Below are 20,967 nucleotides of genomic sequence, written 5' to 3'. Positions count from 1 at the left end.
TTTATGAAGCATACTTCACACTTCTCTCCATATGATCCCACATACGACCCCTTGGTGCAGAGCACTCCCGGGCATGGGCAAGAATATGCACCAACCTATTGGATAGACACTGCTGGAGAGTTTCCCAAAGATGACGGCTCTGTTGTGACTGATTTCACCACCGATGTTGTTATCATCGGTAGCGGTTATACAGGGTTATCATGCGCCATTCATCTCGCCAAAGAACACAATATCCAAGCGGTTGTTTTAGAAGCTAATAGCGTTGCTTGGGGATGTTCGACACGTAATGGCGGTCAAGCACAGTTTTCATCGGGTCGCTTAAAACGTTCACAGTGGATTAAGCGTTGGGGCATTGATATTGCAAAAAAAATGCATGCCGAAATGATGGATGCATTTGCACTTTTCGATGACTTAATTCAAGACGACCTTATTGACTGTGACCCCCGACCGGGCGGTCATTATTATATTGCGCACAAGCCCACTGTTGTTCGGAGCCTTGAAGAAGAAGCAGCGTTGCTTCGAAATGTTTTTGGTTATAACGCAAAGGTCATTTCCAAGGATGAACTTCAAGCAGAGCATGTAAATGATAGAGAAGCGGCTGGTGCTATGTGGGAACAAGATGGTACAAGTGTTCACGCAGGCAAACTGGCATTTGGCTATCAGAAGCTTGCACGTAAATTAGGTGCGAAAATATATACAAGTAGCCCGGTTATAGCGTGGACACAGGATAATGGTAGACACTACTTAAGCACCCCCGGTGGTACTGTGTCAGCAAAGTCGGTAGCAGTTGCCACTGGCGGTTATACCTCTGGCGAATTAAGCCCATTAACTAAACATAGATTAATGCCAATTCTTTCTAATTCCATTGTAACCCGTCAGTTGACCGAAGACGAGTTACGGGCATGCGGTATTCGCGTCCACTGCCCGCTTACGGATACGAGAACATTGCGTCACTACTATCGCTTACTGCCAGATAATCGCGTACATATTGGTAGTAGAAGTGCAATTAAAGGTAAAGGTGCCCCCCACCAAAAGCATTTGGATCTACTAAAAACTGGCTTATATCGCAAGTTTCCTGACTTACAAAAAGTCGAAATCGATTATTCATGGTGGGGCTGGGTTGATGTGAGCCACGACATGATGCCGCGAATATTTCAACCGGATGAAAGTCAAAAAGCCTATTATTCGCTAGGATATGGCGGTAATGGAGTAATGTATTCCGCGCAAGCTGGTCGACGTTTAGCGCAATTAGTTGCAGGACAAAAGCAGGACTTAACGCTGCCCATTTTCCAGTCGCCCTTACCCCATTACGGCGTATTAACGCCGTTTAGGCGAATGGGACAAAGTATGTCTTATGTCTGGTACTACTTAAAAGACGAGGCGACAATATGGAGCTAACCCAAGGGGCTAGTGTATTACTTTACACCGTTGTTTTTGCTTGTGCTGTTTTACGCGGTATCACAGGGTTTGGCTTTGCCATTGCCGCAGTTCCTGTGATTAGTTTGTTTTTGCCCCCCGAAATTTCGGTGGCATACATAACATTGTTACAAGCCCTCATTGGTTTATATGATGTTCCCACCTGCAGAAAGGAAGCGCACTGGTCATCCGTATCGTGGTTTTCCATTAGCTCACTAGTGGGTATACCTCTCGGGGTTTATCTGCTCACAATGCTCGATGGTAATATTGTGAGAATTGTTATTGCTGGGGTGGTTATTTTTGCGGTAATAGGCTTGATCAGTAAACGAGGTCTGCCCATTAAAGCCAACATTAGATCAGCAATACCTTGTGGCGTTTTCGGAGGTCTGTTCGCAGGATTAGCCAGCATGCCAGGGCCGCCCGCTATCCTTTATTTTTTGGGTAGTGGTATTGCACCAGTACAAGCACGTGCATCGATGATCATCTTTTTCTTTTTTACATCCTTAATAGCTATTCCTTTTTTGTATGCCGCAGAGTTAATTGATAAAGCAATGCTAATTTACGCAGTTTTGGGTTTACCGATTTTTATTGCAGGAAGCAAAGTAGGAGAGATGATATTTAAACGCACGAGTGATATTGGCTATAAAAAAATATCTATCGTATTGCTGATCATTACCGCTTTACTGACGGCACTCAAGGGGATTTCAGGGTTGTTATAAATGTGCAACATCCCAATCACGCTGCGCTACATGAAGACAAGTAGCGCAACCAACATTAGAATCTGTTAAACATTCTCATACCTTATTGAGGCTATTTACCATTTACTAAGGCCTTGGGATTTTTTAAAGCAACACACCTCTAGCCTTCTATTCGCTTAAATAATTGACTTATTTCGTCAATGCTAAACCCTCGATATTGTAAAAAACGATACTGTTTAGCTTTTTCTTTTTGGTCTTGAGGCAGCGCTTTAAATTTTTTTCGCCATGTTTGTTCGATAATATTTACACTCGCCAACTCACCTTGAGCTTCTGCATTAAAGCTTTGTTCGGCAATATCTGTAGTAATGCCTTTATACATGAGTTCTTGTAAGACACGTCGCTTACCCAAACCTTTAGCTAATCGGTTGCGGGTAAACGCTATCGCAAAACGCTCATCACTTTGGTAGCCCTGATCCACCAGACGCTCTAGAACAGGCTCTAAACAGGATTGATCACAGTTGAATTTTTGCTGCAATTTTTCACGCAATTGAGCTTGACTGTGTTCACGCATCGACAATAATTCAATAGCTTTGTTATACACGTCTTTTTTTAAAGTTGTGTCCATTCAAACAATTACCATGCACAAAAAAGCCGGTACATCTACCGGCTTTTAGAAATCACCAAATGGAAAACCTTAAGCTTGCTCATTCTCACTTTCTTCTGTTTCAATGATTTCACCAAGTAGCTCCGACTTTATCTTTTGCTCAAGTAATTCTGCAATATCGGCATGTTCCCGTAGGTATTGGATAGCATTTGCCTTACCCTGACCAATTTTATCGCCATTGTAGCTGTACCAGGCACCCGCTTTGTCTACAAAGCCAAGCTTCACACCGTAATCGACAATTTCCCCTAGGCGATTAATACCCTGCCCGTAGAGAATTTGAAATTCTGTCTGTTTAAATGGAGGGGCAACTTTATTCTTAACAACTTTAACTCGAGTTTCGGAGCCAACCACCTCGTCACCATCTTTGACAGCACCAATGCGTCGAATATCCATACGAACAGACGAATAAAACTTCAAAGCGTTACCGCCGGTTGTGGTTTCTGGGTTACCAAACATTACGCCAATTTTCATACGGATTTGGTTGATGAAAATCGCCATACAATTAGCATTTTTAATATTACCGGTGATTTTCCTTAATGCCTGCGACATCAATCGGGCTTGTAAGCCCACATGGTGATCTCCCATATCTCCTTCGATCTCGGCTTTTGGTGTTAGTGCAGCCACAGAGTCAACAACAATAACGTCAATAGCACCTGAACGAACCAACATATCCGCTACTTCCAACGCTTGCTCCCCTGTATCTGGCTGAGAAATAATCAACTCTTCCACATTAACGCCAAGCTTCTCGGCATAAAGAGGATCAAGGGCATGTTCAGCATCGATAAAAGCACAGGTACCGCCCTGTTTCTGAGCTTCTGCAATAACCTGCAAAGTAAGGGTCGTTTTACCTGAAGATTCAGGGCCGAAGATTTCAACGATACGCCCACGGGGCAAACCTCCTATGCCCAAGGCCACATCTAAGCCTAATGAACCTGTAGAAATAGACGGAATAGACACTTGCTCGCGATCGCCTAAGCGCATCACTGTGCCTTTACCAAATTGGCGATCGATTTGAGTCAATGCCGCCTGTAACGCTTTTTCTTTATTGGTATCCATTTTTACCCATCACCTTTAAAAAATGTTTATTTTTTGTTCTTTAATCTTATGAAAGACTAGATTAGTTCCTTCTCTAGCATTCTGTAGATAAGAATACGACAAAAATACTGTATACGCAAACAGCATTATATCTTTATACAGTAGTTTGTTTTATTACAAGTACTATACCGCCTGCTCCAATGAGCAAAAATCCAGCAAATAACTAAGGGCAGTAACCACCGCCTGCTCTCTAATTTCGCTGCGATTACCTTCAAAGTACTCAGTATATGTGTTGACTTTAGATGTGCTACCCACGGCAAAACATATAGTTCCTACTGGTTTACCTGGTGCGGCGCCAGTTGGCCCTGCAATTCCACTAATAGCGACTCCTACGTCAGCCGCACTAATACTTATCGCACCGCGCAGCATGGCTTCTACCACTTGGTGGCTTACAGCACCATAACTATCGAGAATATTGGAAGGTACGTTTAGTACTTTTTCTTTTATCTCATTGCTATAGGTAACGAAGCCGGCAGAAAACCAAGCAGAACTACCAGCAATTTCTGTGATTGCCGTACTTACTCCACCACCAGTGCAGGACTCAGCTGTGGTGACCTGATAGTTATTACTACCTAACACTTGCCCCAATTGCTGAGCAAGCTTGACTATTTCTTGATTCATATAAGGTTTTGCTGATTAATACATTGAGTATGTCATGTTGTTAGAGCGCAGTAACAGGCTCTAGTATTTAAAAGCTACAAAACATAATAATACTATGCTCGCAGGATAAATAGATCAGTATTCGCTACTCTTCTATATATGACGTACAATTCCCCTAGGAGCTGCTATAAATACACTCTAGAACTGCTTTATCTGAAAAGACTTTATACTAAAAGATAAAAATACCTGAGCCTAGACCGTTACAGTCACTGCACGATACCTAGGGTATGATGGCCTAACACTGGCTTAAGAAGGTTTTAAAAACCTCGAATACTATTTAGCAAGGAGATACGAGGTATGAAAAAACTCATAACCAAAGCAATCTTAGTTGTTGTCATTGCTTTAGGGGCATCCAATTACATGCTGTATATCATGACGGGGAAGACGCCCTTCGACAGTAATGATATGAAAATACCAGACCTATCATTGAGCAGCCCCAAATTGGACAAAATCAATCCGCTAAGTGGTAGTAGTACGGTATATAAATGGGTGGATGAAAATGGCGTCACACAATATTCATCAGAACCACCGCCGGAAAACGTGCAGCGTAAAGTACTTGAAATTGATCCTAATGTGAATGTTGTACAAGGTTTGAGAATTGAAGAAGAGGAACCACAAGAAATTGCTCAAACACAAAACAATGTCATGCCTCAGGGTCAAGTCTATAATCCGCAGGCAATAAAAAAACTAATGGATGATGCAAAAAACGTTCAAAAAAAGTTAAATGAACGCTATAAAGAACAGGAAAAAGCAGTGCAAGACTTTTAAGCCCCAAGGCATATCTCCCCTTTTACTAATGTTAAGTGGGAGTATGCTCAATCACAACGGCTAGGCGCTAGATATTATTTACAAACAACAACTAGGGCCTGCTAACCTTACATAGCTCATTCGCCAGTTCGCATACCCGCTTCAGCTGTTGAAACGCTTCTGTTTCTAGTAGATTACCTTGCTTATCATGTGCTTCTAAGGACCAACCGAAGTTAATGCGGAAGTAATCTCGATAATAATTTTGGGTACTAAAACTAAGCCCCGAACGTATATCAATTTTCTCGTGCCGAGCTCTCTCAGTTAAGGCTTCTGCATCCAAACCAGGAATTTGAACCCATAAAACTAAGCCTCCCGATGGATCGCTAACTTTGGTGTAAGGTGGTAAGTTGTCTCTTAAATAGCGCTGGTATTGATAAGACTGCTGCTGCAGTTTTATGCGCATTCTATTGAGATGATGCATATACTGGCCACTGTTAATAAAGTCGGCCATGCTCATTTGAATTAAAGTGTTAACACCATAGCTGGTGTTTCTATGGCGAGTAATATATTCATTAAGATAGCGACCAGGTAGACACCAGCCAAGGCGAACGCCAGCAGCCAAAGTCTTAGAAATGGAACCACACCAAATAATATGTCCGCTTTTATCCCAGTATTTAGTGGCTAAAGGTGGTTTTTTATCATAGCCCATCTCCAGATACACATCGTCTTCTATGATAGGAATTTGGTACTTACTGGCAAGGGCAGCAAGTTGCTGTTTCTGCTCGGGTTTAAGACTGATGCCAAGAGGATTCACATGAGAAGTACTAAACAAGCCAGCCGTCATATTCTTACGCTTCATATGTCGTTCTAGCTGTGCTAAGTCAAGCCCGTCTCGCGAGCTTGGAATTTCGATAATTTTGCGAGACATATTGGAAAGTAAATCTAACAGACCACTGAAACATGGCGAACTTACCGCTAAGGTGTCACCCTCTTTACTCACAGTGTCCACCGCTATTCTAATCCCCTGCAGGCAGCCATGGGTGACGACCAGGTCAGAATCCGAAAATGCGAAATCATACTTCCTAAAGTGTTGCTGTAATGCCAACCGTAACGACTGGCTGCCTTGGGGCTCAGGGTAGTAGTGCAAGTCATTGCCTGCTCTTCTAGCGGCGCGCTTAATGCTCAGTTGCAACTCTTGAGTGGGCAATAACGCTGGCGACAGCATAGAAGTTCCCAATGGACTAAAAAATCCGCTATTTGGGTTATAACCAGCGACAGGGGCACAAGCACTAGGATCCGATGTGTGTGCAGTAAAACTGGGAATATCCGGATTTTGATCGGAAGCATTAGTAGTCGCGCCCTTAGCGACAAAAAAACCTGCCTGCGGTTGCGACACAATCCAACCTCTTTGTTCCAAGTGCTGATAAGCCTTGACCGCTGTGGTCATACTAATATTGTGCTGACTTGCCACTCGTCTCAAAGCCGGCAAACGCGCCCCCGGTGGCAGGCGCCCTACTTTAATATCATCAATGTAGTGCTCAGCAAGTGAAAGGTACAATTTCATGGCTCTACCTTAAGTTTTATGTAAACGGTCATCATATGAACAGCTTTTGTATTCACCACATGCAAAATTGTACCCTAAAAAATTTCAAAAATTGATACTGTATTCTATTTTTATTTTACTCGACAATACCCTAAAAACACCATTGCAGAGCTGATTATGAGTATTCGAGACTTATCCATAGGTATTGCCATTATGTGCTTATGGGGATTCAATTTTAGTGTGATAAAACTTGGCGTTGGCACAGCCGACCCTTTACTACTCACCGCCGCCCGCTTTTTTTTCGCCGTTTTACCTTTGATATTTTTTATTAAAAAACCTGATGTAAAATGGAGCTACCTCATCATTCACGGCCTCTGCTTTGGCATTGGTGTGTGGGGAATGGTGACTTGGTCTATTGATATGGGCTTGTCTGCCGGCATGGCGTCGCTACTACTGCAACTTAATGTGGTGAGCAGTCTACTTATAGGTCGCTTTTATTTTGGTGATTCTATTAGTTTGGCCAAAGCCTTGGGAGCATCGCTGGCGATCACAGGACTCGGCGTTATTATCCTAGAAGAATTACTATATAACGGTGGCGCACTCACCTCAGCAGGTTTACTACTTGTGCTACTGGGCGCATTATTTTGGAGTATTACAGGCGCTATTTTAAAAAGCGCGCACCCCAAGTCCATATTTGCTTTTAATCTTTGGTCGATGTTATTTGCGCCAATCCCATTAGTGTTACTTGCTTGGTTAACCCACGGCGGTGAAATATTCCATAATTTATTCGAGCAAGTAAATAGCGGGACTTGGTTTTCAGTGTTATTTCAAGCCTATCCAACCACCTTGCTCGGCTACTGGATCTGGAACCGGCTTATTGTTAAGTATTCACTTTCCAGCGTCGCGCCATTAACACTATTAGTCCCTATTTTTGGTTTATTGGGAGGAAATATTTTCTATAACGAAAGTGTTAGTCCAGCACAAATATTAGCAACCGTATTAATTATTACTGGTTTGTTAGTGAGTCAAAAAAACATTGCTATAAAAACCAGCTTGGCTAAATAGACTTTTTTAACTGGGGGTAATTATTTTACTTTAGCCTGTAAGATAGTTGCCCATTCTCGGTCGGCAATTTTTTTCAAGGCTTTATAGTTACTATTTCGCCAACGCTCAGCACCGCGAGAAGCATAGAACAAAAATAATTTGTTATCAAAAATCGCCCAGTGTTTGCCATTAGTTTTTACCAAGCCTTCACCCAGAGATAGCGCATTAGCACAATAGCCATTATATGCAGGAGCAAAGCGCTCGGGGTTTTCTGCAAAAGCCTCACTGTCTTGTTGGCTTACAAAGCGCCACTTAGCACCCTTCCATTCAACCACAAAGTCTTTCTTGCCTTTGACCGCTTTATCGCTCCTAGCCAAGCCATGATAAGCCTTAACATCATGACCACCTGCCGCAACCTTATTAAAAAAACCCGTGCTAACCGGCTCCTCTTGTGCATACAGGGCCAAAGGTAATAACAACAATAACAATGTTATTGTGTGACATAGTCTTATTTTCATATATGTCAATTTCCATCGTTAGTTAAAAATAAAAAACTAAATTCTAGACACTTTTAGCAAACGCTAGTTCGTAAAGCATACGAGACTTTTAATAAGTCTTCGATATTAAAATTTTTTTATATTTTTCTCATTCGCTTAAGTAAGAAGTTAACAAAAACTTTAACCTTAGGGGCAAGTTGTCTTTTATTAGCAAATATTGCATGAATAGGTGTACCGGCTGGAATAATAGGAAAGTCTTGCAAAACCGGCAGTAGGCGCTGTTGTTGTAATTCTTCACATATCATCCATTTGGGTAGCATGATTATGCCCATGCTATTGAGTGCAGCATTGCGCAAAAAAAACAAACCATTAACACTTAAACGCCCATTAATAGGCACATCAACCGCGTCATTTTCTATTTTAAAACACCAGTTATTAATGCCCGGTTGAGTACGAAACGATAAGCAGCTATGGGACTTAAGCTCATTGGGGTGTTTTGGCGTACCATATTTAGCAAGATATCCAGGACTAGCACATAGCAGTGAGTGACTCTGAGCTAATTTGCGAGCTACTAGGCTTGAGTCCTCTAAATGGCCAATACGTATTGCCAGATCTAAACTGCTATCAATAAGATCTTGAAACCCCGTACTCATATGCAGACTCAATTGAACATCAGGATAAAGGGCTAGAAACTCAGGCAAAAGAGGCTCAATAAACGCTAGCGCAAAGTCTGCTTCAGCTGTCACTCTTAATAAGCCAGAGGGGTTAGCCGTCAGCCTCTTAACTGCCAGCTGACCTGCATCTAGTTCTTCACACACACGCCTAGCGTACTGCAGATAAATATTACCGGCCTCCGTAAGACTTTGCCGGCGTGTGGAACGCTGAAAAAGACGCGCCCCCAGCTCACTCTCCAATTGGGATATCTGTCGCGACACCGCCGATGGCGTCAACCCAAGTAAACGCGCTGTTGCTGAAAAGCTCCCCTCTTCTACTACACGAATAAACAACTCAACATTTGATAAATTAGCCATTTGTGAATTATACGCACAAATCTTTTGATTTAATCACTGTTTTTAGCATTTTTAGAACATGAGAGGATGCCTACATCAGTTTGACGATTCTTAAATAGGAGATTTTTATGTCTAAAACCGTAGTTATCACAGGAACATCCACAGGCTTTGGCCGAGATACAGCAGAAACACTGGCAAGTGCTGGCCATCGTGTTTTCGCTACCATGCGCGACCCACAAGGAAAAAATAGTCATCATGCAGCAGCACTTGGAGCCATGGGCATTTATGTGATCGAAATGGATGTTACACAAGATAAGTCAGTCAACCAGGCCGTTACTCACATTAAAACTAGAGCCGAATATATTGATGTACTCATTAATAATGCAGGCCTCGCATCAGCTGGTGTAAGTGAAGCCTTCTCGCCTGCGCAAATGAATGAATTATTTGATGTGAATGTCATCGGCCCTCATAGAGTTAGCCGTGCAATATTGCCAATCATGCGGACGCAAAAATCTGGCTTAATTATTAACATTGGTTCTATCCTGGGGCGAATCACTTTTCCATTCTTTGGTATATATGGTGCGAGTAAGTATGCGCTAGAAGGTTTAAGCGACAGCCTCCGCTACGAGGTTTCTCAATTGGGCATAGACGTTACTCTAGTGCAACCTAGCGCTTACCCGACAAACATGTACGCCAGCGCCATGGAGCCGGTTGATAAACAATGTATTAGCGAGTACGGCACCACCGGCGAAATTCCCCAGGCTATGTTTGTGCAGTTTATGTCGATGTTCGAAGCCGATAACGGGCCTAATTTGCATGACGTTGCCCAAGCTATTGTAGAATTAATTGAGGCGCCCAATGGTAAGCGTCCTGCTCGAAAAGTGGTGGGTACCAGCTTCGGTGCTGACGCTATTAACAGCGCGGTAGCACCAATTCAGCAACAAACTATTAAAGCATTGGGGCTGGAGCACTTAGAAGCTGTCAATACTACTTTATAAATTCAACGCCTCTCACATGAGGGGCTATTGATAAATAGTAAGTTTGCCCAATCTTTTAACAGTAGCTCAATGAAAAAATATTTCTTTCATTAGAGGAGCAGGACTATGTCTGTCGAACTATTTTTAAAAGATAACGGTTTTAGTGATAAAGCATCTACATCACCCAACACCTATATTAAAGACCTAAAGACTTCTTGTAAGAATCTACACGCTCATATAAAAGTTACGCTAAACACAAATGGCAATACATTCGAAATTCATGCAACCGTAAGATTAGCTGGCGATGCCAAGGATATCGCAAGAGGAAAAAATGATGACAGTGCCTTAGGCCGTGCTATTTGGGTATATGCTAAGAACCAGTATCATACTCCTCAAAATATTGATTGGTGGATAAAAAATGGTGAAATTTACCGAGCGCCGTTAAAAAAGCTATGTAAATCCTTATCTAAGGAGGTGGAAAAATTTATTTATGAAATTGAAAGGCTAGGACCTAAATATAAGCAAAGCCTTCGCGCAAAAAGTGATACCAACTCTATCTAGATCTTGTCAACACAAAGTAGTCGCAGTAGTGCGAACCAGATAGGCGATTAAAATTTAGCTTCCAAGTAGAAATTAGAATAGCGGTCGCCTTTTCGCTTATAGCATATGCAATACGTCATATGCCTTCTACTTATGACCTTCGTTACTTATGCTCAAACAGTAAATAAAAAGGATGGTATTGCCTATCTCTTTTAAAACTAAACGAAAAAAGATTAAACCGACAATTACACATGATGCAAAATGCAAGCTTCACATAGTAACTCAAAAAAAAACCCAAAAGTTTTAACAAAAGTATTACAAGTTTAATCTAGTTTAAATTTGTATAAGTTAATAACTATTATGTATTACACCTTGCCCATATGAACTGTACTTTACTTCAATTTATTCAAGTTTCTTCACTATCGAACTTTAATAGCTCAGCAACAGTCTTAACAATAGAGCTTTATATAAGTTAACTGGGTATTGATAAAACATGGCGAAGAGATAAGTGTTGAGGAGGGCATGTGCAAAAAATAAAAGAGGTAGATAAAGTCATTGTTTCTAGGAAAATGGAGTTTGTCCACGCAGATGGTAAGCGTGAAAAAGCGTTTATTAAAGTAGGAAAACCCTACGAGCTTAATAAAAAGCTAGATTGGATGTGCCCTTATAAGATTGGCACAGAGTCCCAAAGTAAAACCTTTGGTATGGTTGGCTTAGATTCGCTACAAGCCCTAGAACTAACAATGAAAACCTTAGACACAGAAATTGAATGTTGGGAGAAAACGAATAAAGGTAAATTTGCCTTACTAAATTAAGGATTAACCCGCAAAAGTGTGAGCAAGATAAATTAGACTATAGTCGTATTAATAAAAAGGGCTAGCCACATATACCGACGAGATATATTTCGTAATAGACAATAGCATCATTAACGGTATAATTAACAGGCAACTTGGATATTACCGATGCATACATGGAGAGTATTCCCTCCTAATAGGGCCAGTTAATACAGATTTATTAAAATAGGCCTGCTAAAATAGTAACACCACGCTTTAACTCAATACTATTGAGTTAATTGGTTTTTTTAATAAGTAATATAATATAGCTCATACACGTAAACTGTGTATATGCGCAATACATAATAAGGACTTAACATTGTCAAAAGTTATTCTACAAGGGTACATTGTTGTTGCTGATAGAGACCTTTCAGCAGTAGAAACAGAGCTACCAAAGCACATAATACGGACTAGACTCGAAGAAGGCTGCTTGGAGTTTCAGGTAACGCGAGACTCCTACAATACCAATATATTTAATGTCTACGAAGAGTTTACCGACCGCAACGCCCTTGAAGCCCATAGAGAGCGTGTAAAAACATCTAACTGGGGCAAGGTTTCCGCTGGTGCCGAACGCCACTATAAAATTAGTGATGCGAGAGTATAAATTTTAACCACAACAAAAAATATTGTAAGCACATCAACCGAGATAAGCTTTTTAAAGAATAACCGATATGTATGCTCATAAAAGGGTTTAGCTTGATAGTTGCCTGACAAAACCCTTTTCCAAGATATGCCAAGGCAAACACGAATAAAAACAAAAACGCGCAGAGTAGATAAGATACATTTCAGTATCCATACCATAATACACGTTCTACATAAACTATCACCTCGATTAAAAATATTAAGCCAAAGGGAACAAAAAATGGGCATTACTGCTGGTGAGATTATTGGTTCACTACTTATTATTTGGGGCATAAGAAGCATGCTCAAAGATGAAACCGGCTCTAGCGATAACAAGTTAGGAAGAAAAGTTAATCGAAGCGATGACCCAGGAACATTTTATGCAATTCCAATAGTGGCCATAATAATGGGTTTTAGCTTTCTTCTATTTGGGATAATCGATAACCCCATTCTCAACGCTATAGGACGCCGATAACTTAATAAATTGTTCAGGTTAATAAAGAGCACAGATATCATTGATTAATTCAGTGCAGCAGTGCGCACAGTCAAGCTAATCAACTTATATCCATCGACCGTTTTCAAAAATTCAAATGCATTTTGCACTTCTAAATCTTTATGTTTATGATTTGCTACCACCGATAATACTGGGTGCTTATTTTCATAGTCATTGTAGCATTCTGCATAAAACTCTCGATACTTATCTTCCTCATAAATACCTCTATTGAGATTATTCATTGTTACAAAAAATGAACCCCCCTCTTTTTTAAGTAAACTCAAGGCCGCTAAAACAGTTTTGTTATTATTCGCCCAAAATTTGCTTTTAGGTTCTTTATACCACCCCCTTTGACTATCGTATAAAGTTATTTCTTCAAAGCTATATTTTTCCAAATTCGTTTTACTTAGTTTGTTTAAAATACGTTGACGAAACCAATCTTCAAAGTGTTTTTCCCTATTAATAAAGTTGTAAAATTTACCATCAACACCTTTAAAAGACTCAACAGCGACATCGTTTAACGGATTATCACTAATGGTAAGGGAATAACGATCAAACTCTTGACCAAGGGATAGCCCATAGAGAATCACGTTATTGCTTGCATCAATAACAAGCGATTCACCGCCTTGCCAGTGGGCATGCTCACAACGATTCTCATTAGAAAAAGGCTGTCCATTGCCACACATTAACGTTCCCCCGTTAAGAACACTGGCGACACCATTCGCAAAGGGTTGGCCAATACTGTATATCGCTGGAATAGCAACCTCACCCTCGCCATCAAGATATCCCATGCCACCCGTTTGTTTATCCCGAAAGCGGACTTTGCCATCGCTTTCACAATCGAAACTGTTATCGAAGGTAAACATATCAACACTATCGATTCGCCGCCCATCTTTAAGCAGATAGTAGGAGTCATAACTCCTTTCATATTCTCCACCCTTTACACCCTCCCCTTTCTCTTCCATAACTGCGATAATATTTTTAAATACCGTCGCCTGAGTCATTCCCATAAACTTTGGAGGAATACGTACCTTACCATTTTTATCTTTAAAACCACGTTTATAATGCTCATCGTCCCAAAAGGCAGTCCAGACATCCTCAGTAGCGTAGCTGAGAGGGGAGATTAGAAGGAAACCAACTAGCTGGAGTATTTTTATAAAAATAGAGATTGAATCCCGTCTTATATAGCTATTTTTTAAATTAGCTGCCATTAAAGTAAAACTCCATGATTTTACTGTACAAAAACGTCTTTCGAAGAAAGAGTAGAGATTATTTTCCATATAAACAATACTTCAGATATATTCATTCATAGTTTTTATGATAAAGCATATTAAAAAAATAGTAATTTTACTATTTAATGTGATTTTTTTCATCTAGGGCGAAAATTGATGACTTATCGCATACCATAACACCGAATCTCACGCCAATATTTTATAAACTCAGGCTATACGCCTCTGAGTGCTTTAGAGTTTTGACATAATTTAAGTGTATACACTGCGTGTAAAGGGTAAGCATGTATCCCTCCAGTTATGCTAAAAATGGGAAAGGTAATAGCTAACTCGTTATAAGCCAGAAATTCTGACAGAACAAAATTGTTTCTTGTTTGGACATAACAGAAGCTATTTCTAAAAAAGTATTGGCTAATAAACCTGGGTTTATTTTTTTCTATAGCGCTAATCGCCTAAATAACGCACGACCAAAAGTTATTCACGGTATATTTCAGCTACACATGGCACAGGAATATTTATTACTCGAACTAATTCTTTAAAAATAATACCTATAATCAGAACCGTAATTTACCGCATTTTTTGGGAGGGTATTTGTTATGAAGATACGCAACATTTTCTCGCAGGGCATCCGTAAAACCGAAAGTGCTATTAGTGATACGATAAGCTTTGCTGAACGCATGGCAAAGGGGCGGCCTGGCTCTCCCATGCACCCAACATCTACTTCACACCTGGCAAGTTTGCCTGCGCATGTGGATTGTTTTCAAGTGTACGCTTTAATACCTGAGTTGTCGGAGCTGATACCAGCAAGGAATAGTGATGAATTCCAACGGGATAAATGGGCAAGAGCGGTATCGTGACATGGATCAGCGCTATGTATTTACTCTGTATATATTTGGAGGGCAGCTATTAAATTTGGTCATTTCATTTAAGCACGATCAAACAACGAGCTTGAAGAGTGTGAGATTAAATTAAAAACTCCTTAACAAATTATGTAAAACACACTCAGTATAAATCTAATATCCATAGAGTATTAATACAAATCAAAGCTAGAAATTAAAAAAGCTAAAAAATAGTTTTTATAATAAATGATTTTATAGTCTCGCTCTTAATTACTTGCGGTCTGATATTTTTACTAAAAGAGAAAGCCTAAACAAACCGTATGCGACAGATTGTTGAAAAGGTATCGTTGGCCATCCATCCCATTAACAGGAGTTGCTAATAGTAACCAATCGTCATTAGTGCTCCTGCAAAATCGGCAGATCAAAAACCGAGCACTGTAGGAAAAGTTAAACCGACACAACGCTTTCTTACAGAATTGACCACAATTTATACTCCGAAAACCTACTTACCTGCCACAATAGACCATTCAAGTTATCACTGCTTTTATTGCAAGCATTGGTATAATGCTGCAATATCGCCACCCAAATTGGAATGACTTTCATTTTCAGCTTATGCGTAGCCCTGTCGAATATACTGCCTATTAGCGATTGTTAGCCAAAACACTAATTCAACTGAATATCATCGAATATAAGCTATTGATTTTATGAGTATTACTGCAAGCCAAAGCAATAAAAAAAACAAGTCCTCAAAAGCAGACTTAGCACAACATACCCCCATGATGCAGCAGTATTTGCGCATTAAAGCAGAACATCCAAACGAGCTTGTTTTCTACCGTATGGGAGATTTTTACGAGTTATTTTTCGATGATGCCAAACAGGCAGCGCGTATGCTCGATGTAACACTTACCGCGAGAGGCAAGTCTGGTGGCAACCCTATTCCCATGTGTGGTGTGCCCTTCCACGCGGCTGAAAATTACTTAGCTAAACTTGTCAAACTTGGTGTTTCTGTAGCTATCTGCGAGCAAATAGGGGACCCCAATACCACCAAGGGTCCTGTAGAAAGGAAAGTTGTGCGAGTTGTCACGCCAGGTACGGTAAGTGATGAAGCGCTAATGGACGCCACACAAGACAACTTGTTGGTGGCTTATTATCGCGGTAATGAAACCTTCGGTATCGCCAGCCTCGATATGGGAAGTGGCAGGTTTGTGGTGTTCGATACTGACAGTGAAGCTTCTCTGATCGATGAGATAGCGCGTCTGCGTCCAGCAGAGTTATTAGCCCAGGATGGGCTGGAACATCCGGCTGTGCTCAGTCAGTTGCCAGGGTTCAGGCAGCGCCCTGAATGGGAGTTCGACGAAGATACTGCGCGCAATACTCTCTCCAGGCATTTTCAAACAAAAGACCTTGGCGGCTTTGGCTGTGATGATTTACTCGCCATACGTGCGGCTGGCTGTCTGTTTGGCTACGCTCAGGAAACTCAGCGTACCTCGTTGCAACATATCGCCTCAATGCAGCAGGAAAATCAGGATGATCGCGTCACCCTGGATTCAGCCACAAGGCGTAACCTAGAAATAGACATTAATCTTAATGGCAGTGAGGAAAATACCCTCTACAGCGTCCTGAATACCTGTTCAACGGCAATGGGCAGCCGCTTGATGCGGCGCTGGTTAAATATCCCTCTGCGTCAAAAAGATGTGCTGGTGAAACGTCAGCAATCTATCGCCGAGTTATTGAGTGGCTATCTCTTCGAATCTCTGACGCCCCATTTAAAAAATATTGGTGACTTGGAACGAATTTTAGGCCGCGTCGCCCTGCGATCAGCGCGGCCAAGGGATCTTTCTCGTTTGTGTAGCTCACTGGCAGAATATCCCAAATTACAAGAAAACTTAGCAAGCACCGACAGCGAAGGCCTAAAACAACTGGCAGAGCAAATAAGCGAATTCCCAGAGTTGGTAGCGCTGTTAGATAAAGCACTAGTAGAAAACCCACCGGTGGTGATTCGAGATGGTGGTGTTATCGATGATGGCTACGATAGCGAGTTGGATGAATTACGCAATATTAGTTCGAACGCGGGTGACTTTCTGGTTCGCTTAGAGAATGAAGAACGAGAAAAAACCAAGCTTTCATCGCTCAAGGTCGGCTACAACCGGGTACATGGTTATTACATAGAAATAAGTAAAGCCCAGTCTGAGCGAGCGCCAGCTGAATATATTCGCAGGCAAACTTTAAAGAACGCTGAGCGCTTTATCACCCCCGAGCTAAAAGAATTTGAAGATAAAGCACTTTCAGCTAAGAGCCGCGCACTAACGCGGGAAAAAGCCCTTTACGACGAATTGGTCGAGCGTATTAACGAGTTCCTTGGGCCATTGCAAATAGCCGCCGGAGCAGTCGCTCAACTGGATGTGCTCAACGCTCTGTCAGAACGAGCAGAGCAGCTAAATCTAGTGTGCCCAACACTTAACGATAAGAGTGGCATTAACATTACCCAAGGGCGACACTTGGTAGTTGAGCAGGTACTGGATACGCCCTTTGTGCCTAACGATGTTAGCTTCGATGATAGTCAGCGTATGATGATCATTACCGGCCCTAATATGGGGGGTAAATCGACCTATATGCGACAAGCGGCATTGATTGTTTTAATGGCTCAAATTGGCAGTTATGTACCCGCAGAAGCCTGCCAGATGGGCTTAGTAGATCGTATTTTCACCCGTATTGGGTCTTCTGACGATCTCGCCGGCGGCCGCTCCACCTTCATGGTAGAGATGACAGAAACCGCCAACATTCTTAACAATGCAACCGATAAAAGCTTGGTGCTAATGGATGAGATTGGCCGTGGTACTAGTACCTATGACGGCCTCTCTTTAGCCTGGGCCAGTGTCGAGCACCTAGCTAAAAATATTAACGCATTCACTTTATTTGCCACTCACTATTTCGAGATCACCTCACTTGCGGATCAACTAGATGCCGTTGTTAATATTCATCTGGACGCTACTGAACATAATGACGACATTGTCTTCTTACACAATATTCAAAAAGGGCCAGCTAGTAAAAGCTACGGTTTACAAGTGGCCAAATTGGCCGGCATTCCTGAACAGGTCATAGATTGTGCAAAAAAACAGTTGGCAAAGTTAGAAAACCAAAAACCAGAGAATGACAAAGCCCCTGTAAAGCCAAGGCCCGCACCACAAATTGCTCAGGGCGAGCTATTTGCTAACGCAGAGCCCAGTGCTGTTGACCTGTTCGTGGAAAAGCTGGTGCCCGACGACATTTCTCCGCGAGAGGCACTCGATATTTTGTATAAGTTGAAAACTCTTTAAGCTAAAACACCGGCTAGCAGGCGCGAGTAAATGTGCAAATGGGTATTCCTGCGACCCTCGTATCCTGCTAGAATGCGCCCTCAAATTTTCCGGAGGCGAACGGTATGACCTTTGTAGTGGGCGAAAACTGCATCAAATGTAAACACACAGACTGTGTAGAAGTGTGTCCAGTTGATTGTTTTTACGAGGGGCCTAACTTCCTTGTCATACATCCAGACGAATGTATTGATTGCGCGCTTTGCGAACCAGAATGCCCTGTGAGCGCAATCTTTTCTGAAGATGAATTACCAGATGATCAGCAAGCGTTTGTGGAGCTAAACGCAGAACTTGCAGACGTATGGCCAAACATTACTGAGATGAAAGAGTCCCCTGCTGACGCAGATCAGTGGGATGGCGTGGAAAACAAGCTGCAACATCTCGAACGCTAGCTGTTTGTTAGCTGCAAGAATTTAAAGTCGTTATTTAATGGCATTTACAAAAAATAGCGACTTTTAAATTTCTCCCCAAAGAGATTTGTAGCGTTAAACGTATAGATTTAAATAGTGTCAAAATAATGTGCATTATTTATTTTAAGTTCTGCTGCAGCCACACTCTAAAAAGAAATAATTATCATTCCCGCTCCATTTCCTTGCTCTAGCCTAGCATTCTCACAACAAGTTAAGATTATCAGCTCAGTAACAGTGAGTGGTATTTTATTTACAATACTTCCTCAAACCCTTCAAATTTTGGATGGCCAACATAAATATCTTTTTTCCCTTTACTACCAGCATTGGCATGAGCTTTTCTGAAGGCTTCGGATTTAGTCCATGCTTCAAATGCTTCGCGTGATTCCCATACTGAATGGGAAGCGAAGAGCGTACATTCTTCATCAGTTGGCCCTTTTAATAAATGAAAGGTTTTAAAGCCCGGAACGGTGTCCAGATATGTCTCTCGATTTTTCCATACATCCACAAAGTCTTGCTCGCATCCCAATACAACTTTAAATCTATTCATTGCAATAAACATATACGCTCCGCACCAAATTATCTGTAATAGGCTTTATAGTTGACAATTATAGAGAAAAAATAAAGCGTTATTTTTTTATAGTTGCGTAATTAAATGTCGGAAAGTTTTCAAAACAACCGGACTCCCCGAAGGTCACCTGTTTACCACTTGCCTGTGCCGCTAACAATATGCTTAATATTGCATTTCCATTAGTATCACTAGTGCCGTTCCAACGGAAAGAACCATCATTATTAGCACATGCAGAGCTTATAGTTCCTTCGATATAGACGAAACAAGTCGTGCGATTAATGTGACAACCAACATCTTTGATATATTTTGTTTGAACAGCTGCAAAAGCCGAAAAGCTTGTTGAAAAAATTAATAGCCCAGCGACTGCTAACACTTTACTAGCGCCAGATATCCATCTAGTCATTTACATATCACTCAATTTATACATTTAACGAGCGGTGTAATACAAAATACAATCTCTTCGTTGACTCTAAAACTAAAGCCAAATAAAAAAGCCACTATCAAAGATAGTGGCTTAAACGAAGTATTTTTATTTTGCGATGCTTATTATAATTGCAATCAAAATAAAAAAGATATTATGTGTTGTTAGCTAACCTATTCAGCACCAAACAGCGCTGTTGCATCTAGCCCTTGTTTTTCAAGGATATCTCTCAGTCTGCGCAAGGCTTCTACTTGAATTTGTCTAACTCGCTCGCGAGTTAAACCAATCTCACGACCAACTTCTTCCAGTGTGCTAGTTTCGTGACCGCGCAACCCAAAGCGTCTTGCGACGACTTCTCGTTGCTTTTCACACAACTCATCTAGCCAGCAATCAAGGCTGGTACTTAGGTCGCTGTCCTGCAAAAGTTTTACCGGATCTGAAACCTGTTGATCTGGAACCGTATCAACAACAGTTTTATCAGAAGAAGGACCGACCGCAACATCCATTGAAGTAACGCGTTCGTTAAGTGCAAGCATTTTCTCGACATCGGCTACAGGCTTATCCAGCAGCATCGCAATTTCTTCTGGTGAAGGCTCATGATCGAGTTTTTGCGATAGTTCTCGCGCTGCACGTAGATACACATTCAGCTCTTTAACTACATGAATTGGCAAACGGATGGTGCGCGTTTGATTCATGATGGCACGTTCTATGGTTTGACGTATCCACCATGTGGCGTAAGTAGAAAAGCGAAAGCCCCGTTCTGGGTCAAATTTTTCAACAGCTCTGATAAGTCCTAAATTTCCCTCCTCTATCAAGTCTAGTAATGCTAGACCTCTGTTGACATAACGACGAGAAATCTTCACCACAAGCCTGAGATTGCTTTCTATCATGCGTTTTCGTGAAGCCTCACAACCTTTCAAGGCTTTGCGAGCAAAAAACACTTCTTCTTCTGCACTCAACAGCGGCGAAAAGCCTATCTCGTTTAAGTAAAGCTGTGTCGCGTCAAGCGTCTTGCTGTACCCATCTTCAAGATCTGGATCGCCTTTACCTTTGGAACTCTTTTTTAATTCCTCAACATCAACATCTGTGTCTACCACCTCTTCGTTAAACGGCGAATTTCCTGCCAGCACTACCGAATCAATATCACCATTTGAAGAAGAAACCTCTAGTTCTTGTATTGACATGACCGTTCCCCTGTGACCTTTTATTAATTTAGCGAACTTATTATCTATGTAGTTCGTATTTATCTCTTAACAATTAATGCGCTAACTAAATGATTCGGTATCTTGTTAAGAATCTTCAGTTACAT

General features: G+C 41.4%; 22 protein-coding genes. 12 read left to right on the top strand and 10 right to left on the bottom strand.

Translation table 11 applies throughout. The annotated features are described in order from the left end of the window. Positions 1–3 precede the first annotated feature (3 nt). Positions 4–1,398 (top strand): NAD(P)/FAD-dependent oxidoreductase, encoded by a 1,395-nt coding sequence (locus BVC89_RS05280; RefSeq protein WP_086930185.1) that lies wholly within the window; start codon positions 4–6, stop codon positions 1,396–1,398. Further along, positions 1,389–2,135: a sulfite exporter TauE/SafE family protein gene (locus BVC89_RS05275; protein ID WP_086930184.1), complete on the top strand. Its 747-nt coding sequence runs from the start codon at positions 1,389–1,391 to the stop codon at positions 2,133–2,135. Before BVC89_RS05280 ends, BVC89_RS05275 begins: the two co-directional genes overlap by 10 nt. Positions 2,136–2,274: 139 nt before the next feature. Here the strand turns inward: BVC89_RS05275 and BVC89_RS05270 are convergent, their stop codons facing one another. The 3 genes from BVC89_RS05270 to BVC89_RS05260 all read right to left on the bottom strand — a co-directional run bounded on the left by BVC89_RS05270 (position 2,275) and on the right by BVC89_RS05260 (position 4,494). Next, on the bottom strand, positions 2,275–2,739 hold the full coding sequence (locus BVC89_RS05270; RefSeq protein WP_086930183.1) for a regulatory protein RecX: 465 nt from the start codon (positions 2,737–2,739) through the stop codon (positions 2,275–2,277). A 69-nt stretch (positions 2,740–2,808) separates the two neighbouring features. Then, entirely contained in the window at positions 2,809–3,834 is a 1,026-nt protein-coding gene (recA, locus tag BVC89_RS05265) for a recombinase RecA (RefSeq protein WP_086930182.1), read from the bottom strand. Positions 3,835–3,996: 162 nt separating this feature from the next. Then, positions 3,997–4,494 carry a CinA family protein gene (locus tag BVC89_RS05260; protein WP_086930181.1) on the bottom strand — a complete coding sequence of 166 codons (498 nt, stop codon included), beginning with the start codon at positions 4,492–4,494 and terminating at the stop codon, positions 3,997–3,999. Between the two features lie 336 nt (positions 4,495–4,830). Between BVC89_RS05260 and BVC89_RS05255 the strand changes: the two genes are divergently transcribed. After that, positions 4,831–5,301 (top strand): DUF4124 domain-containing protein, encoded by a 471-nt coding sequence (locus BVC89_RS05255; protein ID WP_086930180.1) that lies wholly within the window; start codon positions 4,831–4,833, stop codon positions 5,299–5,301. Between the two features lie 91 nt (positions 5,302–5,392). On the opposite strand, the gene BVC89_RS05250 is transcribed toward BVC89_RS05255, so the two are convergent. Then, positions 5,393–6,844 carry an aminotransferase-like domain-containing protein gene (locus tag BVC89_RS05250; protein WP_086930179.1) on the bottom strand — a complete coding sequence of 484 codons (1,452 nt, stop codon included), beginning with the start codon at positions 6,842–6,844 and terminating at the stop codon, positions 5,393–5,395. Between the two features lie 156 nt (positions 6,845–7,000). Between BVC89_RS05250 and BVC89_RS05245 the strand changes: the two genes are divergently transcribed. Further along, positions 7,001–7,888: an EamA family transporter gene (locus tag BVC89_RS05245; protein WP_086930178.1), complete on the top strand. Its 888-nt coding sequence runs from the start codon at positions 7,001–7,003 to the stop codon at positions 7,886–7,888. Between the two features lie 20 nt (positions 7,889–7,908). Here the strand turns inward: BVC89_RS05245 and BVC89_RS05240 are convergent, their stop codons facing one another. Continuing rightward, the gene (locus BVC89_RS05240) at positions 7,909–8,385 is read right to left on the bottom strand and encodes a YHS domain-containing (seleno)protein (RefSeq protein ID WP_086930177.1); all 477 of its coding nucleotides are present in this window, start codon (positions 8,383–8,385) and stop codon (positions 7,909–7,911) included. Positions 8,386–8,501: 116 nt separating this feature from the next. After that, a complete protein-coding gene (locus BVC89_RS05235) occupies positions 8,502–9,395 on the bottom strand; it encodes a LysR family transcriptional regulator (protein ID WP_086930176.1) in 894 nt (297 codons plus the stop codon). Positions 9,396–9,502: 107 nt separating this feature from the next. On the opposite strand from BVC89_RS05235, the gene BVC89_RS05230 reads away from it, so the two are divergent. The 5 genes from BVC89_RS05230 (at position 9,503) to BVC89_RS05210 (ending at position 12,820) form a co-directional block, all read left to right on the top strand. Further along, positions 9,503–10,372 (top strand): SDR family oxidoreductase, encoded by an 870-nt coding sequence (locus tag BVC89_RS05230; protein ID WP_086930175.1) that lies wholly within the window; start codon positions 9,503–9,505, stop codon positions 10,370–10,372. Between the two features lie 105 nt (positions 10,373–10,477). Continuing rightward, positions 10,478–10,912 carry a hypothetical protein gene (locus tag BVC89_RS05225; protein ID WP_086930174.1) on the top strand — a complete coding sequence of 145 codons (435 nt, stop codon included), beginning with the start codon at positions 10,478–10,480 and terminating at the stop codon, positions 10,910–10,912. A gap of 503 nt (positions 10,913–11,415) precedes the next feature. Continuing rightward, on the top strand, positions 11,416–11,706 hold the full coding sequence (locus tag BVC89_RS05220) for a DUF6968 family protein (protein ID WP_086930173.1): 291 nt from the start codon (positions 11,416–11,418) through the stop codon (positions 11,704–11,706). 337 nt (positions 11,707–12,043) lie between these two features. Continuing rightward, a complete protein-coding gene (locus BVC89_RS05215) occupies positions 12,044–12,328 on the top strand; it encodes a putative quinol monooxygenase (RefSeq protein WP_086930172.1) in 285 nt (94 codons plus the stop codon). 258 nt (positions 12,329–12,586) lie between these two features. Then, positions 12,587–12,820 (top strand): hypothetical protein, encoded by a 234-nt coding sequence (locus BVC89_RS05210; protein ID WP_086930171.1) that lies wholly within the window; start codon positions 12,587–12,589, stop codon positions 12,818–12,820. Positions 12,821–12,864: 44 nt separating this feature from the next. Here the strand turns inward: BVC89_RS05210 and BVC89_RS05205 are convergent, their stop codons facing one another. Then, positions 12,865–14,118: a WG repeat-containing protein gene (locus BVC89_RS05205; protein ID WP_158657791.1), complete on the bottom strand. Its 1,254-nt coding sequence runs from the start codon at positions 14,116–14,118 to the stop codon at positions 12,865–12,867. A gap of 545 nt (positions 14,119–14,663) precedes the next feature. On the opposite strand from BVC89_RS05205, the gene BVC89_RS05200 reads away from it, so the two are divergent. The 3 genes from BVC89_RS05200 to fdxA all read left to right on the top strand — a co-directional run bounded on the left by BVC89_RS05200 (position 14,664) and on the right by fdxA (position 18,651). After that, on the top strand, positions 14,664–14,924 hold the full coding sequence (locus BVC89_RS05200) for a hypothetical protein (protein WP_086930169.1): 261 nt from the start codon (positions 14,664–14,666) through the stop codon (positions 14,922–14,924). 686 nt (positions 14,925–15,610) lie between these two features. Beyond that, entirely contained in the window at positions 15,611–18,223 is a 2,613-nt protein-coding gene (mutS, locus tag BVC89_RS05195; RefSeq protein ID WP_245929347.1) for a DNA mismatch repair protein MutS, read from the top strand. A 104-nt stretch (positions 18,224–18,327) separates the two neighbouring features. Continuing rightward, entirely contained in the window at positions 18,328–18,651 is a 324-nt protein-coding gene (gene fdxA, locus BVC89_RS05190; RefSeq protein WP_086930168.1) for a ferredoxin FdxA, read from the top strand. 268 nt (positions 18,652–18,919) lie between these two features. Here the strand turns inward: fdxA and hmuQ are convergent, their stop codons facing one another. The 3 genes from hmuQ to rpoS all read right to left on the bottom strand — a co-directional run bounded on the left by hmuQ (position 18,920) and on the right by rpoS (position 20,842). After that, the gene (gene hmuQ, locus BVC89_RS05185; protein ID WP_086930167.1) at positions 18,920–19,228 is read right to left on the bottom strand and encodes a heme-degrading protein HmuQ; all 309 of its coding nucleotides are present in this window, start codon (positions 19,226–19,228) and stop codon (positions 18,920–18,922) included. A gap of 67 nt (positions 19,229–19,295) precedes the next feature. After that, complete coding sequence (locus BVC89_RS05180; RefSeq protein ID WP_103654236.1) at positions 19,296–19,640, bottom strand: hypothetical protein; 345 nt, start codon at positions 19,638–19,640, stop codon at positions 19,296–19,298. A gap of 191 nt (positions 19,641–19,831) precedes the next feature. Continuing rightward, complete coding sequence (gene rpoS, locus BVC89_RS05175) at positions 19,832–20,842, bottom strand: RNA polymerase sigma factor RpoS (protein ID WP_087684105.1); 1,011 nt, start codon at positions 20,840–20,842, stop codon at positions 19,832–19,834. Positions 20,843–20,967 lie beyond the last annotated feature (125 nt).

It is taken from the genome of Agarilytica rhodophyticola (assembly GCF_002157225.2).
Lineage (GTDB): Bacteria > Pseudomonadota > Gammaproteobacteria > Pseudomonadales > Cellvibrionaceae > Agarilytica > Agarilytica rhodophyticola.
Note: the sequence above shows the minus strand (reverse complement) of the source record. Positions and strands in the feature narration are given on the sequence as shown.